This window comes from Pseudopedobacter beijingensis (assembly GCF_042678145.1).
In the GTDB taxonomy this organism is placed as follows: domain Bacteria; phylum Bacteroidota; class Bacteroidia; order Sphingobacteriales; family Sphingobacteriaceae; genus Pseudopedobacter; species Pseudopedobacter beijingensis.
The window spans coordinates 198,805-215,318 of the sequence record NZ_JBHUDG010000015.1 but is presented as its reverse complement, the minus strand read 5'-3'; the positions used below and the strand labels follow the sequence as shown (position 1 = coordinate 215,318).

Annotated in this window: 13 protein-coding genes; 8 read left to right on the top strand and 5 right to left on the bottom strand. The window is 36.3% G+C overall.

What is annotated here, in order from left to right; all coding sequences use genetic code 11:
* Window positions 1-232: 232 nt before the first annotated feature.
* From ACFSAH_RS10395 to pfkA, 4 genes are all read right to left on the bottom strand, one after another.
* Window positions 233-1,093 (bottom strand): class I SAM-dependent methyltransferase, encoded by an 861-nt coding sequence (locus tag ACFSAH_RS10395; RefSeq protein WP_379662666.1) that lies wholly within the window; start codon window positions 1,091-1,093, stop codon window positions 233-235.
* Between the two features lie 83 nt (window positions 1,094-1,176).
* Complete coding sequence (gene gap / locus ACFSAH_RS10390) at window positions 1,177-2,172, bottom strand: type I glyceraldehyde-3-phosphate dehydrogenase (protein WP_379662665.1); 996 nt, start codon at window positions 2,170-2,172, stop codon at window positions 1,177-1,179.
* Window positions 2,173-2,179: 7 nt separating this feature from the next.
* Entirely contained in the window at window positions 2,180-3,031 is an 852-nt protein-coding gene (locus ACFSAH_RS10385; protein WP_379662664.1) for a hypothetical protein, read from the bottom strand.
* Window positions 3,032-4,012, bottom strand: coding sequence for a 6-phosphofructokinase (gene pfkA / locus ACFSAH_RS10380; RefSeq protein WP_379662663.1), 981 nt, complete (start codon window positions 4,010-4,012; stop codon window positions 3,032-3,034).
* Between the two features lie 130 nt (window positions 4,013-4,142).
* On the opposite strand from pfkA, the gene ACFSAH_RS10375 reads away from it, so the two are divergent.
* The gene (locus tag ACFSAH_RS10375) at window positions 4,143-4,841 is read left to right on the top strand and encodes an NUDIX hydrolase (protein ID WP_379662662.1); all 699 of its coding nucleotides are present in this window, start codon (window positions 4,143-4,145) and stop codon (window positions 4,839-4,841) included.
* Between the two features lie 411 nt (window positions 4,842-5,252).
* Here ACFSAH_RS10375 and ACFSAH_RS10370 read toward each other — a convergent pair whose 3' ends face one another.
* Entirely contained in the window at window positions 5,253-5,627 is a 375-nt protein-coding gene (locus ACFSAH_RS10370; protein ID WP_379662661.1) for a hypothetical protein, read from the bottom strand.
* Between the two features lie 310 nt (window positions 5,628-5,937).
* Here ACFSAH_RS10370 and ACFSAH_RS10365 point away from each other — a divergent pair, with 310 nt between their 5' ends.
* The 7 genes from ACFSAH_RS10365 to ACFSAH_RS10335 all read left to right on the top strand — a co-directional run bounded on the left by ACFSAH_RS10365 (window position 5,938) and on the right by ACFSAH_RS10335 (window position 16,492).
* A complete protein-coding gene (locus tag ACFSAH_RS10365) occupies window positions 5,938-6,930 on the top strand; it encodes a Gfo/Idh/MocA family protein (RefSeq protein WP_379662660.1) in 993 nt (330 codons plus the stop codon).
* A gap of 24 nt (window positions 6,931-6,954) precedes the next feature.
* Entirely contained in the window at window positions 6,955-7,875 is a 921-nt protein-coding gene (locus ACFSAH_RS10360; protein ID WP_379662659.1) for a phosphodiester glycosidase family protein, read from the top strand.
* Between the two features lie 92 nt (window positions 7,876-7,967).
* Window positions 7,968-9,626, top strand: a complete 1,659-nt coding sequence (pafA, locus tag ACFSAH_RS10355) for an alkaline phosphatase PafA (RefSeq protein WP_379662658.1) — start codon at window positions 7,968-7,970, stop codon at window positions 9,624-9,626.
* A gap of 111 nt (window positions 9,627-9,737) precedes the next feature.
* Window positions 9,738-10,637, top strand: a complete 900-nt coding sequence (locus ACFSAH_RS10350) for a DUF4886 domain-containing protein (protein WP_379662657.1) — start codon at window positions 9,738-9,740, stop codon at window positions 10,635-10,637.
* Between the two features lie 444 nt (window positions 10,638-11,081).
* On the top strand, window positions 11,082-11,663 hold the full coding sequence (locus ACFSAH_RS10345) for an RNA polymerase sigma factor (protein ID WP_379662656.1): 582 nt from the start codon (window positions 11,082-11,084) through the stop codon (window positions 11,661-11,663).
* Between the two features lie 140 nt (window positions 11,664-11,803).
* Window positions 11,804-12,940: a FecR family protein gene (locus ACFSAH_RS10340; protein ID WP_379662655.1), complete on the top strand. Its 1,137-nt coding sequence runs from the start codon at window positions 11,804-11,806 to the stop codon at window positions 12,938-12,940.
* Between the two features lie 234 nt (window positions 12,941-13,174).
* The gene (locus ACFSAH_RS10335) at window positions 13,175-16,492 is read left to right on the top strand and encodes a TonB-dependent receptor (RefSeq protein WP_379662654.1); all 3,318 of its coding nucleotides are present in this window, start codon (window positions 13,175-13,177) and stop codon (window positions 16,490-16,492) included.
* Window positions 16,493-16,514 lie beyond the last annotated feature (22 nt).

Sequence of the window (16,514 nt, the reverse complement as noted above, 5' to 3'; positions counted from 1 at the left end):
GCAAAAGTAGTTTTTGTTTTGGAAAAATTTACTGAAAAAGTAAAATAGCTTTAAAATCTTTTTATTTCTTACGCAGAACCCCTCTAAATAGCTTAAATATGCGGAAACTATTGTGTCTGAGCTTTGAAAAATCCTTTATAAATTATAGAATTCTAAAATATTAGGTTACTGAAAGTGATAAATAAATAGAATGATTAGGTAAGTCCCGTTAATTATTTATGTTTTTTTAGGATTATCCAATATCTGCCATCAGGAATATTTCTCCATCAGCAGGACTTAAATTATCACTTCTGTCAATAAAATAAATATTTTCGAGATCTTCGTAAGTAGCAATCTGTATTTCTTTTAGATGGCAGCTATTAGCTAGATCAATAGCTTCCTCGGGGCTAAAAAAACTAATAAATGGAGTACCTGATTTTTTTGCCCCATCTATGGATATTTGTTGCAATGGCTGATCTGTTTTTGAAATAAGATTAAAGGGCAGCATAAAAGTCATGACCAATTTAGATCCTGAAGCTAAGCGGGATATTTGCTTTAAAGTATCTAGAATAGCTTCTTGGGTAAGGTACATACTTACACCTGTACAGGCAATAAAAGCAGGTTGGGTGCTGTCAAATCCCGATTTTTCTAAGGCCTTTAGCCACGATTTTTGCTCTTCAAAATTTACTGGAACAAAATGTAAAGATGGTGGTATAGTATAGCCGAGCTCTTTTAATCTTTGCTCTTTCCAGGTTAAGGTGTCCGGGTGGTCAATTTCAAATATCTGCAATCCATCTAGCTGCTGTGATCGTCTTTGGGCAAAAGTATCTAGTCCTGAGCCTAAAATAATATATTGGTTAATTCCCGCTCTAAAGTGAGTTGTAGCAAGATCATCCATAAACCTTGCTCTGGTTACAATAGCTAAGCGCACCCTTCTGGTAAAATCAGGATCCATATCTGGTTGTTTTTCCCAATCTTTTTCAGGAGATACCAATTTTATCCCTATCGCATCTTCCAGAATATGTGGAAGTGGGTCTGCCTGCAAATGCAGGGCTCGCCATAATGCGGTTCTTACAGCTGTTTGATTAGGCTGGGGATGATGTTTTGCTTGCATAGTATGATAAATGTTGTTTCCATAAAAAAAGCAACCATCTTTTGGATGATTGCCTTTTATGATTGATATCCATCAATAGATGATTATAATGTAGCCATGTGTTGTACCAAATCAACGATTTTGTTTGAGTAACCCCACTCATTATCGTACCAAGATACTACTTTTACGAAGTTGTCGTTCAAAGAAATACCAGCTTTTGCATCAAAGATAGAAGTTCTGGCATCACCTAAGAAATCTGTAGAAACTACTTCATCCTCAGTATATCCTAAAATGCCTTTCAATTCACCTTCAGAAGCTTCTTTCATAGCTGTTTTGATGTCTTCGTAAGATGCACCTTTGTTTAAACGTACAGTTAAGTCAACAACAGAAACGTCTGCAGTAGGTACACGTAAAGACATACCAGTTAATTTACCTTTTAATTCAGGTAATACTAAACCTACAGCTTTGGCTGCACCAGTAGAAGAAGGGATGATGTTTTGGTAAGCACCACGTCCACCTCTCCAGTCTTTTACAGACGGACCATCAACAGTTTTTTGAGTAGCTGTAACAGCATGCACAGTAGTCATTAAACCTTCAACAATACCAAATTTATCATTTAATACTTTAGCAATAGGAGCTAAACAGTTTGTAGTACAAGAAGCATTAGAAACGATGTTCTGATCTGCTTTTAAGCTTTTATGGTTAACCCCCATAACAAAAGTAGGAGTGTCATCCTTAGCAGGAGCAGACATTACTACTTTTTTAGCGCCAGCCTCGATATGTTTTTGTGCTGTTTCCTGAGTTAAGAAGAAACCAGTTGATTCAATGATGTATTCTGCACCTACTTCATTCCATTTTAAGTTTGCAGGATCTTTTTCTGCAGTAACTCTGATAGTTTGACCGTTAACAACTAAATTGCCGTTTTTTACTTCAACTGTACCGTCAAATCTACCGTGAGTAGAATCGTATTTTAGCATATAAGCCATATAGTCAACATCGATAAGGTCATTAATACCTACAATTTGGATGTCACTTCTATTTATTGCAGCTCTAAAAGCTAATCTTCCTATTCTACCGAATCCGTTAATTCCAATTTTCATTTTTGTTTTAATTTTTATTTGCGTAATAATTCAATAAATTATGTAGAGGCTCTTTAATAATCTGGGTTACCTCTATATCCTTTTTTTTAGCCACCTCTAATAAATAACTGTCAAAATTTGCCGAAACCGTACCTACGAAATTAACCGGTTGGTTATGGCCGTATTTATCCAGTAAAGGAATAAGATAACTATCCATAAACAAAGAAAAACCACTTTTTACAAAGTCTTTTACGAACGAGTGTTCTTTGTTTTCCAGTAACAAATCTACAAAAGAACTTAGAAAAAGATTAGGGTGAGCCTGTTTATATACTTTATCAAGCACCTGTCTTTTGTCTAAATCATATTTTTTGTTGAATATTTTTCTGAAATCAGCAGGAAGACTATTTGTCAGATACTGTTTAAGCAGCATTTTTCCTAACCAATTTGCAGAACCCTCATCAGCAATAGCGTAGCCTAATCCATAGTTGTTCTCTGTGATTTTTTTTCCATCAAAGTAAGCTGCATTAGAGCCGCTTCCCATAATGCACACAATGCCGGGTTCATCATTACAAGTGGCTCTGGCTGCAGCATCAAGATCGTGGTATACGAATACTTTGCTGAACCTGAAAAATTGAGAAAACGCATTCTGGATAATCTCATTCCTTTCTGCGGATGTTGCCCCTGCGCCAAAAAAATAGATCTTCTTGATTTTCTCGGCGTGGTGCACAAATTTAATATTCTTGTTCAATAAATTAAGAATATACTTTTCATCATTAAAGAAAGGGTTTATTCCCTGCGTACGTACTTCAAATAATTCCTGATCCTTATCTGCAATTTTCCAATTGGCAAACCTAGATCCACTATAGATGACAGCTATCATTTATGCTAATATGGTTGACATTTCCATCAAATCTTCTTCCAGTTTAAACTCATGTCCCGAAATAGATTGTTCCAGATCTGTAAAGCTGATATTGTTCCCTCTTAAGCCAACCATTTGTCTGGTTTCGCCTCTAAGGATAGCCTTTACAGCAGCGAAGCCCATTCTACTACCTAATATCCTGTCAAAACTACTAGGGCTTCCTCCTCTTTGTAAGTGGCCTAAGATAGTAACTTTTGTATCGAAGTAGTCAATTTTTTCTTTTACTTTTTGAGCGACATTATATGCTCCGCCATTTTTATCACCTTCGGCAATAATTACAATACTTGAAGATTTGTCGTTTTTAGCACCTGCTTCCAGGGTATTTATCAAATCATCAATAGCGGTTTCCTTTTCAGGAAGCATAATGGCTTCTGCACCTCCGGCAATTCCTGCGCGTAGAGCAATACATCCGGCATCCCGTCCCATAACTTCAATAAAGAACAATCTGTCATGAGATTCAGCAGTGTCCCTTATCTTGTCTATGGCATCTATAACCGTATTAGTCGCCGTATCAAAACCTAAAGTAAAATCCGTTCCGTAAAGGTCGTTGTCAATTGTACCCGGTACACACATTACAGGAATGTTAAAGTTTCTGGAAAGTCTTTCCGCTCCGGTAAAAGTTCCATCACCACCAATAGCTACCAAAGCATCTATACCGGCTTCTTTTAAATTGTCATAAGCTTTTTGTTGCCCTTCTTCGGTCTTAAATTCCAAACAGCGCGCTGTTTTTAATATAGTGCCGCCAAGTTGCATGATGTTGCTTACAGAATGGCGATTCATAGGGAAGAAATTTTTATCTATCATACCCTGGTATCCCTGTTTGATACCTATCACCTCACAACCATAATAAATTCCTGTTCTTACAACTGCCCTAATGCAGGCGTTCATGCCCGGTGCGTCGCCTCCTGAAGTGAATACTGCTATTTTTTTTATTTTAGACATTAAATTGAGAAATAATCATGTAATTTGGGAGTACTAATATACGTGTATTTTTTACACTAAGTGCTATTTTTTCGAAATTTTTTTTAAACTTTGCCGTTGTGGTTGATTAATGAACTTATAATTTATCGTTTTGACTTATTTACCGATTTATCTGAACTCGATTTTTTCAGTCGACTGTGTCATCTTTGGATTTGATGAGGGAGAGCTAAAAATTCTTTTGATAGAAAAGAATGAAGAACCCTACAAAGACTGGTTTGCATTGCCCGGTCATTTAGTCAATAAAGACGAAAGTATAGATGCCGCTGCTGAACGTATTTTGTACGAATTAACAGGGTTGAAGGGAATTTATATGGAGCAGTTTTATACGTTTGGAGAACTGGGAAGACACCCTCAGGGGCGTATCATTACGGTGGCTTATTTTGCGATGATCAGGTTACAGGGAAATAAGGAATTACAACCCATAACCAACTCAGCAAAGAAGGCATCATGGGTGTCTATTAAAGAGATTCCGGAACTTGCATTTGACCACCAGAAAATTTTTGAGAAAGGCTTTGAAAAGATAAAAAATAAGATCAGTTACCAACCTTTAGCTTTCGAACTTTTACCGGAGAAATTTACACTTACTCAGTTACAAAACTTGTACGAAGTAATCCTGAATAAGAAGCTGGATAAACGTAATTTTAGAAAGAAAATATTGGCATACGGTATCTTAAAAGAATTGGATGAGAAGCAAAAAGGCGTGTCTTATAGAGCCGCCAAACTTTATAAATTTGATCGTAGAAAGTACAGTAAATATTTTCAGAACGAATTATCCTTTTCTAAGGATTAGAATAACTTCTAAGTATTAAAATATAGAGTTTTTATAAACAGGAATTTTATAAAGATTATAAAGGGATTTAATACGAATCTAACAGATATAATAAGTGAGTTTGTCCCTGTTAAGTAGCTATTCCAAGTTTATTTGATAGAGGCAAGTACCATCAGCAATTGGGTGATTTTTAATTGTTTTTCTATTGATTAAAATGAGGGAGCCAAGAGATAGTAGTTGAAAGAGAGCCAAGTAAAACAGTACTTAATTTATTGGTGAAAAATACAAGGATAAAAATATCAGATAAGCAGGGAATTTGCTGTTTAAATGGATGTGTAGACGAAATAAATGATAAGGTGCTATTCTCTATAATTGTTGTAGACAAAAACAGAAAATAGCACCTATTATACATTTATAAACATTTAACAAATGCTATCTGGTACAATCAGCGGTCCATATAGCCCCATCTTTGGTATAGGCAATTTTTAAGCTATTTGCAGTTACTTTTATGTACTTCGCTTCGTCGCTACCTATAGAAATAACAGAGTTCTCTCCTTTTTCAAATTCTACACCTGTAAGATTAGGTATATCGTCAGAAAAAACAAAATAATAATTGTTTCCTGTTTTTACTACCCGTACATGTCCATCATCGCTATGTTTACTTACACCTTCCGCTTTGTAGTCAACAGTACCTTTGTAAGTCCCTACAAATAAATCTTTATCAGCAGGGTCGTCTTTTTTACTACACGCAGCAAATATTACCGAAATTAATAATAGTGCTGCTGAAATTTTCATTAAATTTTTCATAAATATTTGTTTGATATAAAACTAAATAGGCAACTATTATTCCAAAAAAGCTTTTCTTTTGATTTTTAATGAGGATAGTATATAATGATAGTAAGGAATTTTAGTAGTTATTTGCTTGTTTATGAGTTGTTTGTGGTTTTGTTTGGGTTTTTAATACCCTATCTTGGTTATTTTTTGTCTTTATTAATAAAGGGGCAGTGGCTACGCTTATTTTAGTTGACACAAGCTTTAAAATTGTTTCTGAAATAGACAGTATTTAATAAACCATGAATCTTAAAATATTACCTTGAACTCGTTAACGCAATGATATATGGAAAAAAACACAATAAAATGGGGGATTATAGGGTGTGGTGATGTTACTGAGGTGAAAAGTGGTCCTGCCTTTAAAAAAGTTGCTCATTCTTCTCTGCTTGCAGTTATGAGGCGCAATGCTGAAAAAGCTGCAGATTATGCTCAAAGACATCAGGTGGGAAAATGGTATGCTGATGCCGATCAGTTGATAAATGATCCCGAGATAAATGCCATATACATAGCGACGCCCCCTTCAAGCCACGAGAAGTTAACTATTAGAGCGCTGCGGGCAGGAAAGGATGTATATGTTGAAAAGCCGATGGCGCTTTCTGTTGCTGGTTGTGCAAATATGAACGCTGTAGCGGATGAGACAGGAAATAAATTGGTGATTGCACATTATAGACGGGCAATGCCTTACTTTGAGAAGGTTAGAACACTGATAAATAATGGTGCTATCGGAAAAGTAAACCTGATTAATTTGCAGGTTATACAAGGGGGAAATCATACTATTATCGCACAAACTACAGAAAATTGGAGAACAAATCCGGAAATATCCGGTGGCGGTCTTTTTCATGATCTGGCACCTCATCAACTAGATTTTATGATTTATCTCTTTGGAGATGTAAAAGCTGCCGTTGGTTTGGCAACAAGTAAGAAAAAAGAATCCGGTACAGATGACCTTATCTGTGGTCAATTGCTATTTGAGAACAATATAATGTTTAATGGAATATGGAGCTTTAATAATCTGCTGCCCGAAAATATAGATACCTGTGAGATTATAGGAACGGAGGGGAAAATAAATTTTAACTTCTTTGGGGGTACAAGTATAAAAATAGACTCTATACATGAAGATAGAATAATAGAAATAGCACATCCGCAACATGTACAACAACCCATGATAGAACGAGTGGTGGCATATTTTTTAAATAAAGGACCTAATCCTTGTGGAGCGGAATACGGTATAGAGGTGCTCAGGATAATAGATCTGTTTACCGCAAAGGGTAGTAAGTAGTGTATATCAATAAAACAAAAATAAATGTTAAAGACCAGTTATTTGTTAGCCGTTACGTTTGCGTTTTCGGCATGTGTGAGTCAAAAAAGCAAAAAGCTCCAATCGGTTACCGAGTTAAAAGATAAAACCGGGTGGACTACAGATACCCTTAGAAAAGATGTTATCTGGTACAAGTTTAATGCTGTTACCGATGGCGAATTTGCCAATCAGAATGTAAATGTCATCAGCTTTAATCCTAAACTAAAAATGGGTAAAATGCTGTTGGATTATAAAAAAGAGAAGGATTCTTTATCTGTTTTTGCGAGTAGAATTTCTGGAGCTCTGGCAGGAATTAATGCTACTTATTTTATCGAAAAAAAAGATTCTGCAGATTATATGCACCTTCGGTTGAAAGGTATAGATATACAAAATGTAAAAGTTCCTAAAAGCAGTATTTATTGGTGGAAACATCAGGGGATGTTTACTTTTAATAATGAGGGGACTGATTTTGCTATTCATTTTTCGTCTGAAGATTTTGGAAAGATAAAATCGGAAAACATTATGACAGGAGCTCCTATGCTGATCGATAATTTTAAACCTGTGGGTTTAACTTTTGCTGATACTGCAGGTGTAAATCTTAAAAAATTGCATTACGAGCATTATCTGAAGCACCAGGGCATCAGGCACCCGCGTACCGCAATAGCTGTTAGCCGGGAAGGAAATTTATTGTTGGTTACGGTGGATGGTAGAAATAAAAAGGCCTTGGGAATGTCTGCCAAAGAGCTTACTGCATTTTTGAGTAGGTATTTTAATCCGCGATCGGCAATGAATATTGATGGTGGTGGTTCTACTATGATGTGGGTGAAAGGTGAGCCCCATAATGGCATTGTTAATTATCCAACGGATAATAAAAAATTTGATCATTATGGACAACGTATGGTAGAGACTGTATTGTTTATCAAATAAATAGAGTGAGCCGAATTGAAATTATCTTTTAAATTTTAGTCTATAAATACTACTTTTACCGGCGCGCTTAAACCTATCCTTAAAAATAACAGATGAATAAACTAAAAAAATTAAAAACACTTCGTTCTTTATTATTCTTATTTTTAATAGTCTCTCAATCCTCTTTCGCTCAAAAGAAGGAAAAAACTTTAGCCAGACCTCGTTTAGTGGTAGGTATAGTTGTAGATCAGATGCGTTGGGATTATTTGTACAGGTATTATGATCGTTATCAGGACGGAGGTTTTAAGAGATTGCTTAACGAGGGGTTTAGCTGCGAAAATACTTATATTACCCATTTACCGGCAGTAACAGCTATAGGGCATTCTACTATTTATACAGGCTCGGTACCTGCCATTCACGGAATTACTTCAAACAATTTTACAGATCAGCTTACTGGTAGAAAATGGTATTGCGCCGAAGATACTGTGGAACAAACCGTAGGAAGTAAATCTGCTGCAGGAAAAATGTCACCCAGAAATCTGTTAGCTTCTACTGTTACCGATGAACTGGCTTTGGCTACTAATTTTCGCTCTAAAATTGTTGGTGTTTCATTAAAAGATAGAGCAGCAATTATGCCTGCAGGCCATACACCAACAGCAGCCTTTTGGTTGGATAATGAAAGTGATAATTTTATCACCAGTACTTATTATATGAAAGATTTACCTGATTGGGTAAATGTGTTTAATAGTAAGAAGTTAGGTCGCAATTTGGTGAAAGATGGTTGGCATACTTTATATCCTATGGAAACTTATGTGCAAAGTACGCCTGATAATGTGCCATGGGAAGGACTTTTTGCAGGGGAGAAGAAACCGGTTTTTCCTCATGATATTAAAAAGTATTTTGAGATCAATACAGAAAATATAAGAAAAACGCCTTTCGGAAACACACTGACTCTTGAGTTTGCTAAGGCGACTGTAGAGGGGTATGATTTGGCAAATGGGCCAGTAACTAACTTTCTGACCATTAATTGTGCTTCTACAGATTATATTGGACACATGTATTCTGCAAATTCAGTTGAAGCAGAAGATGGGCTTTTGAGATTGGATAAAGATCTTTCTTCTTTTTTTAAATACCTTGATGCTAAAGTAGGTAAAGGGAATTATACCGTGTTTTTAACTGCTGACCATGGAGGTGCGCATAATCCCATGTTTTTAGAAGAACATAATATTCCGACGGGAATGCTGGGCTTAAAGAAAAATGCTATGGCTGCTGTTAATAAAATGGTAGAGGAGCGTTATGGTCTAAAAAAAATAGTAACGGGAAATACAGGCATATATCTTTCTTTGAATGCTAAACAAGCGGCAGAAAAAGGAGTCGATTATGAGAAGCTGAAAAGAGATGTGGTAAGTTTGCTAATGAAACAACCGGGTATACAGTTTGCAGCAGATATGGAGAATATTGGGATGGCGTCGATTCCGCAACTCATTAAAGAAAAGATGATTAATGGGTACAATGCAAAACGGACAGGTGAAATTGCATTTATTCCGGAACCGGGGTGGACTTTAGGAGGTGCAAAAGGGGCAACTCATAGTTTGTGGAATCCTTTTGATACCCATATTCCACTCGTATTTATGGGATGGGGCATTAATCAGGGGAAATCAGTAGATACTTATTCTATGTGCGATATAGCGCCTACAATAGCGGCTTTACTACATATACAAGCACCTAATGGAAGTATTGGTAAGGCGATATCGGAAGTGATTAAAAAGTAATTTCATAGGGGAAATAAACCCTAATGTATAATTTACTTAGGGTAAGTTAAGAAAGTATTTGTACTATTGTTGGTCAAAATCTAAATTAAACAAATAAAAATTCTAATGAAGATGACTTTTAAGAAAATTAGCAGGAGACTGTTTTTATCTCTGTCCGTGGTATTGTTATTGGGGAACATTTCAGTAGCCAAGGATAAAGCAGAGTCAAAACAATTACAAGACAAGGTAATTAAGATTTTAGCCATAGGTAATAGCTTCTCGGAAGACGCTATTGAACATTATTTATATGGACTGGCAAAGGCAGGCGGGATAAAGGTTATTATTGGTAATTTATATATTGGTGGCGCGCCTTTGGATTTGCATTGGAAAAATGCGAGTACGGATAAATCGGCCTATGAATATCGTAAAGTAGATGTAGATGGTAAAAAAGAACGCTTTCCAAAAACTTCTATTTCTAAAGCACTGGCTGATGAAGATTGGGATTATATTAGCTTTCAGCAAGCAAGCCCTAAATCGGGACAGGCAGATACTTACGTTGAGCCATTACCCTTATTGTTTAAGTATGTAAAAGAACGGGCTACAAATCCTAACGTCAAATATGTTCTTCATCAAACCTGGGCTTATGCTCAAAACTCTACGCACAAAGGGTTTGCTAACTACAATAAAGATCAGATGACTATGTACAATGGGATTATTGATGCCAGTAAAAAGGCTATGAAATTAGTTCCTTTCAATATTCTTGTTCCTGCTGGTACTGCCATACAAAATGCCAGAACATCTTTTATTGGAGATAACATGTGTCGTGATGGATACCATCTTGATTTAAATGTGGGTAGGTATACAGCTTCTTGTACTTGGTATGAAACCATTTTTGGAAAAAGTGTTATTGGTAACTCTTTTAAGCCTGAAAAAGTATCGGATAGAGAGGCTGCAGTGGCTCAAAATGCAGCTCATTTTGCAGTTAAAAAGCCGTTTAAGGTGACTAAAATGAAAAAGTTTTTGAATAAATAATCTGTATTTTATTCATTGCAAATAGCAGAGGGTTAAAACGAGTTGTAAATATTCAATTCTTTTAACCCTCTTTTTATTGCGACTTTTAAACAGGCTCTTAATACTATTCCTTTAAAAACTCTTGATAATTGGTTAATATTTCGGAAATTTAGTAATCCATAACTTTGTTCTCCTAATTAACAGCATATAGATGTCGCATACTTTAGATAAGAAATAGTTCTTCTAAGAATCCCCTTATCCAATAGGGGGGGATTTTGTGTTATCCAAATCTTTACTAGTAATAACCATCAGATTTTATTAAATAACATAAATTTAATATACTCAATATAGGGAATATCTAAGTTTGACGAGGTTTGGTTTATAACATTTTATTGATATTTGTTTTAATAAATATCAATAATTAATTTAGACATATTATTACAAGCCGATATAAACACCATTATCTTGAATACTTACAGTAGCTATAGTGATAAAGAATTATTTGACCTGTTGAAGAACGGGAATAGAAATGCTTTTGCCGAAATTTACGATAGATACTGGGCATTGCTATATAAACATGCATATCGGCTGATAAAGGATCAGGACTTGGCTCAGGATGTTGTTCAGGAAGTCTTTGTGAGTTTATGGGATAAAATAAAAGCTATAGACCTTCAGTTTTCGATAAGCTCTTACTTGTATACCGCTGTAAGAAATAAAGTCCTGAATCTGATTCAGCGCGATAAAGTGAAGAACAATTATATTGAATCTTTGGCAAACTTTGTAGCCAGCTCAGAAGCAATTACCGACTATAGACTAAGAGAGGGATTGCTTAAGGAAAAAATAGAAAAGGAAGTTGCTGCCTTACCCTCAAAAATGCGTCAGGTTTTTGAAATGAGCAGAATTCAAAATATGTCTCATAAGCAAATAGCAGAAGAATTGAATTTGTCTGATAAGACTGTAAAAAAACAAATGAGTAATGCTATTAAGATATTGCGTCTTAAATTAGGAGGATTTCTGATACTTTCCATCTTGTTGAAATTGCTTTAGTAGCAATTCAGGGTTTTTTATTAAAAAAAGACAACAAGAAGCAATCTCATTTTCTATTTCTTATAAAAAAATAAAATAAATCTACTACCACCGCTCTATCAAATTGTCATAAGCAATATAAGATCACAAATTATGTGTTTATGGATGAAAAACAAATAAGGGAAATCCTAAAAAGATATAACGAAGGAAGCTGTTCCAGGGAAGAGAGGGAATGGGTAGAATCCTGGTATCTGGATATGGTGGATAAATCTCAATCAGCAGATATAACAGATACTGAAATGCTTGCAGCGAAGGATAATATCTGGCAAAACATAGTTAAAGAGCGACCAATTGGACAGAATAAAGGTATAAGATACTCCAGAATAGTAGCTGCAGCGTCTGTTATCGTAATCATGGGATTTGCCTATTATTTCTTCAATAGTGAAGTGCAGCTGAAAAATAATACAGCAATTGAAAATTATGCTGCTATAATACCGGGAGGCAACAAAGCATATCTAACTCTTGCCGATGGGAAAAAAATAAACCTTACCGATTTGGACAGTGGAATGACCATAACCCAGGAAGGAATAAAAGTCATTAAAAAATCTAATGGAGAACTGGTTTATGAAATTACAGATGCCGTTGCTTCTGCAGCTCAGGAAACTATAGGAAATAATACGATTGAAACTCCGGTAGGGGGGCAATATCAGGTTCTGTTGCCAGATGGAACTAAAGTTTGGCTGAACTCTTCTTCATCTCTTCAATATCCGGTTAAGTTTAGCTCAAATGAAAGAAGGGTTACTTTAACTGGCGAGGGTTATTTTGAAGTAAAATCTGATAAAACAAAGCCTTTTAAGGTGGTGTCGGAGAATCAGACCATAGAAGTGCTGGGTACAAAGTTTAATGTAAATACTTACAAAGATGAGCCAGCGGTAAGAACAACACTTTTAGAAGGTAGTGTAAAAGTATCATTGGCTAATGAGACAGAAATACTTCGTCCGGGAGAACAGTCAGCTATTAAAGGACAGCAGATAAGCATTCAAAAAGTAGATACAGAACAGGCGGTGGCATGGTACAGAGGCGACTTCGCTTTTGAAGGCGCGGAGCTGAAAAACATCATGCGCCAAATCAGTCGCTGGTACAATGTAGAAGTAGTCTATCAAGGTGATGTTGGCGATATAAAATTTGGCGGTTCTATTTCAAGATCCAAAGATATTCAGGAAGTGCTAAAAGTACTTTCGATGACACAAGGCGTAAACTTTAAGCTGGAAGGAAGGAGGGTTTTGGTTATGCTGTAAAAATATGAGTGCCGGGTAACCGAAAAAGAAAACGGGAACGTTGGCGCGTCCCCGATTAGATTTTGGTTCCCTACAGAAATACATAATGCGTCGAAACAATAAGTATTAAAAAAGAAACCTAAACAAATGTATAAAAATTATGCAAAAAATGGTGGTTGGCATACAGCTTTGCTCATAAGCCAACTGTTTAAATCCAGGATAGCATATCCTTCTCAAAACTTAAAGAGATTACTTATGCGGGTTAAATTAACTTGTGCTTTTATAGTAATTGCGTTTTTGCAGCTATCTTTTGCTTCCAATGCGCAAAACATCACTTTAACCAAGAAAAATATAAGCCTCACCGAGCTGTTTAAAGAAATTAAAAAGCAAAGTGGCTATGACTTTGTGTATAAACACGATTTATTGATTAAAGGAAAAAGCATTAGCATAGATGTTAAAAACAGGCCATTAAAAGAAGTTCTTGACCAAAGTTTCGAAAACCAGCCTTTTAGCTATTCTATAGAAAGTAAAACGGTAGTGGTTCTTCCAAAAGAAAAGGAAAAAAACGTATATCAGGTTAGTCCTCCTCTAAGCGGTAAAGTTGTAGATAAAGACGGAAATCCACTGGCAGGTGTAAGTGTCGCTGTAAAAGGCGAGAGTAAAGGGACACAGACCGATGCTAACGGAAACTTTACTTTAGCTGTCAGTACAGGCAGTACTCTTGTTTTTTCTTATTTGGGATTTGTTACACAAGATATAGTATATAATAATCAGAAAGCGATTGATGTTGTTTTAAGTGAATCTCCACAGGCTTTAAATGAAGTTGTAGTAACAGCTTATGGACGCCAACAGTCGAAAGCCAGTAATGTAGCTGCTATTTCTACTATAAAAAGTGCAGAAATCAAACAGAGTCCAGCAGCAAGCTTAAGCGTTGCATTAGCAGGACGTTTGCCCGGACTGACAGCAATCCAACGTTCTGGAGAACCGGGAAGAGAAGACAATATGCTGAGAATCAGAGGGCGAGGAACTTTTAATACCTCAGATCCCTTAGTAGTGGTTGATGGTGTAGAAAGAGCAGATTTCTTAAATTCTTTAGACCCTAATGAAATAGAGAGTATAAGTATACTTAAGGATGCTTCTTCAACTGCTTTATACGGAGTGAGAGGAGCGAATGGGGTTATTATTGTAACTACAAAAAGGGGAGAAGCCAATAAGCAGAGCATAAATTTTTCGGCCGAACAATCACTTCAGAATTATACCAGGTTTCCAGAGAGATTGAATGCTTACGATTATGCGGTTTTAATGAATGAAGCTCGTATAAATGCCGGAAGCACGCGAATGTATACCGATGATGAATTGGCTCATTGGAAAAATCAGGACTGGCCAGAGGCATATCCGGATATTGACTGGCTAAAAGAAATTACCAAGCCTTTCTCTTCTCAGAACAGATATAATCTGAATATATCCGGGGGTATGCCTAAAGTGAAATATTTTATCAATGCGGGAGCTCTCCTTCAAGATGGAATGTTTAAGCCAGACCAGACAGAATGGGAAGCGAATAGCACCTTAAAAAGATATAATTTCCGTACAAATTTTGATGCCAATTTAAATAATTCTTTAACAGCATCCTTACAGTTGGCAGGAAATATAGAAAAACAAAATAGGGCGGCCGGACTTTATGGACAGCCGGGACAGGATGCTACAGCTTATATTATCAATGCGGTGTTGAGACAGCCTGCAGGTTTGTTTAATCCGCTAACACCAAATGGAGAAGTACAAAATAGTCCGCAGGGAATATCAGACTGGCCTGTATATGGTGTATTAAACAGGAGTGGGTATGTTATTGAAACAAGAAACAATATAACCGGAACATTTTCTTTAAATCAGGATTTAAGTACTTCGGTAACTCCAGGTCTATCGGTAAAAGGGCTGTTTGCTTTTGACTCAAGAGCAAGCAACATACAGCGTAGAGAACGTAATTTCGAACGTTATCAAGCCATTATTGTAGGTGATAAGGTAGAGTATCAGCTGTTTCAGGGGACCAATACAAATCTTTCCAATGCACAGCTTACATCGGGTTTTTTATCAAATTCAACTTTGCAGTTTTCAGCAAATTATGCCAGGAAATTCGGGATACATGATGTAGGCGGATTATTGTTGTACCAGCAGGAACAAAAACATATAAATGCAGAATTGCCTTACAATTATAGGAGTTTTGCAAGCCGTTTTACGTATGGTTATGCAGGACGTTATTTGGCAGAAATAAATATGGGCTATAATGGTTCTGAACAGTTTGCTAAAGGAAACAGGTATGGCTTTTTTCCTGCTTTTTCTGCCGGATGGGTAATTACTGAAGAAGAATGGGGGAAAAAAATTCCGTTTGCAGAGAGCTTAAAATTAAGAGCTTCTTATGGGATAGTGGGTAATGACCGTATGTCGAGTGCAAGATTTTTATACCAGGATAATTATGGGAAGCGTACTGGAGCAAACATGACCGGAACTCCAATAGGCTGGTCTAATCTGAGTGGTGGAACAGTAGAAAATTTTATTGGTAATCCGGATATAACCTGGGAAACATCAAAAAAAGCTAATATAGGTATAGATGCGACTATTTTTAAAAATTTCTCGGTAGTAGCAGAGTATTTTCAGGAAGAGAGAAGCGATATATTGACAACTCGAGGTACAGTACCTGCCATGTTTGGAAATCTAAGTGCACTCCCGCCATTAAATTTTGGAGAAGTAAAAAATAAAGGATATGAAGTAGAGCTAGGCTACAGCAAAGCTTTTAAAAATGGATTATCTCTGATGTTAAGAGGTAACACAGGTTATGCTCATAATAAGATCATTTTCAAAGATGAACCTTTGCGAGATGATACATGGTCTTTAAGATACCCTACCACAGGCTTAATGATAGGCCAGCCGGTGGGATACGAAGTTGCGGGATACTTTAATACTTTAGATGAAATAGAGAGCTGGGCAGACCAAAGCGGTTTGGGTGCAATATCGCAACTTGGAGATTTTAAATATGTAGATAAGAATCGTGACGGAGTAATAGATGAAAAAGACAGGGTAGTAATAGGGTATCCTAATGAACCTCTTTTAAATTATGGATTTTCATTCTCTTTAAGCTATAAAAATTTTGATATGGCCGGCCTGTTTCAGGGAAGTGCCATGAAATCGTTGTATATAAGCGGGCAAGGTGCGTTCGCGTCAAGCAATCTTAATTTAAGTAGATATTTGGGCAGATGGAATCCTGAACGATATGCGGCAGGTGAAGAAATTACCTATCCACGGCTAACAGTAAATAGCAATTCTAATGAAATAGCCAATAGTTTCTTTGTAGAGAATGCTTCTTTTATCAGGCTGAAAACACTCGAATTAGGATATACACTTCCTGCCCGATGGACAAACCATATAAATGCAAAATCTGTAAGACTGTTCTTTACGGGGCTAAACTTATTTACCTGGGATAAGATGAAAAATAAGGACTATGATCCTGAAACTGCTAATGGGAATGGAACAGTTCACCCGCTTTTTAAGGTTTATAATTTTGGTTTAACAGCATCTTTTTGATGAGTTTGTATACATGATTAAT

Bases quoted from the DNA above. Each gene is read 5' to 3' on its own strand.
- ACFSAH_RS10395 (WP_379662666.1), bottom strand. From the start codon at position 1,093: ATGCAAGCAAAACATCATCCCCAGCCTAATCAAACAGCTGTAAGAACC.
- gap (WP_379662665.1), bottom strand. From the start codon at position 2,172: ATGAAAATTGGAATTAACGGATTCGGTAGAATAGGAAGATTAGCTTTT.
- ACFSAH_RS10385 (WP_379662664.1), bottom strand. From the start codon at position 3,031: ATGATAGCTGTCATCTATAGTGGATCTAGGTTTGCCAATTGGAAAATT.
- pfkA (WP_379662663.1), bottom strand. From the start codon at position 4,012: ATGTCTAAAATAAAAAAAATAGCAGTATTCACTTCAGGAGGCGACGCA.
- ACFSAH_RS10370 (WP_379662661.1), bottom strand. From the start codon at position 5,627: ATGAAAAATTTAATGAAAATTTCAGCAGCACTATTATTAATTTCGGTA.
- ACFSAH_RS10365 (WP_379662660.1), top strand. From the start codon at position 5,938: ATGGAAAAAAACACAATAAAATGGGGGATTATAGGGTGTGGTGATGTT.
- ACFSAH_RS10360 (WP_379662659.1), top strand. From the start codon at position 6,955: ATGTTAAAGACCAGTTATTTGTTAGCCGTTACGTTTGCGTTTTCGGCA.
- pafA (WP_379662658.1), top strand. From the start codon at position 7,968: ATGAATAAACTAAAAAAATTAAAAACACTTCGTTCTTTATTATTCTTA.
- ACFSAH_RS10350 (WP_379662657.1), top strand. From the start codon at position 9,738: ATGACTTTTAAGAAAATTAGCAGGAGACTGTTTTTATCTCTGTCCGTG.
- ACFSAH_RS10340 (WP_379662655.1), top strand. From the start codon at position 11,804: ATGGATGAAAAACAAATAAGGGAAATCCTAAAAAGATATAACGAAGGA.
- ACFSAH_RS10335 (WP_379662654.1), top strand. From the start codon at position 13,175: ATGCGGGTTAAATTAACTTGTGCTTTTATAGTAATTGCGTTTTTGCAG.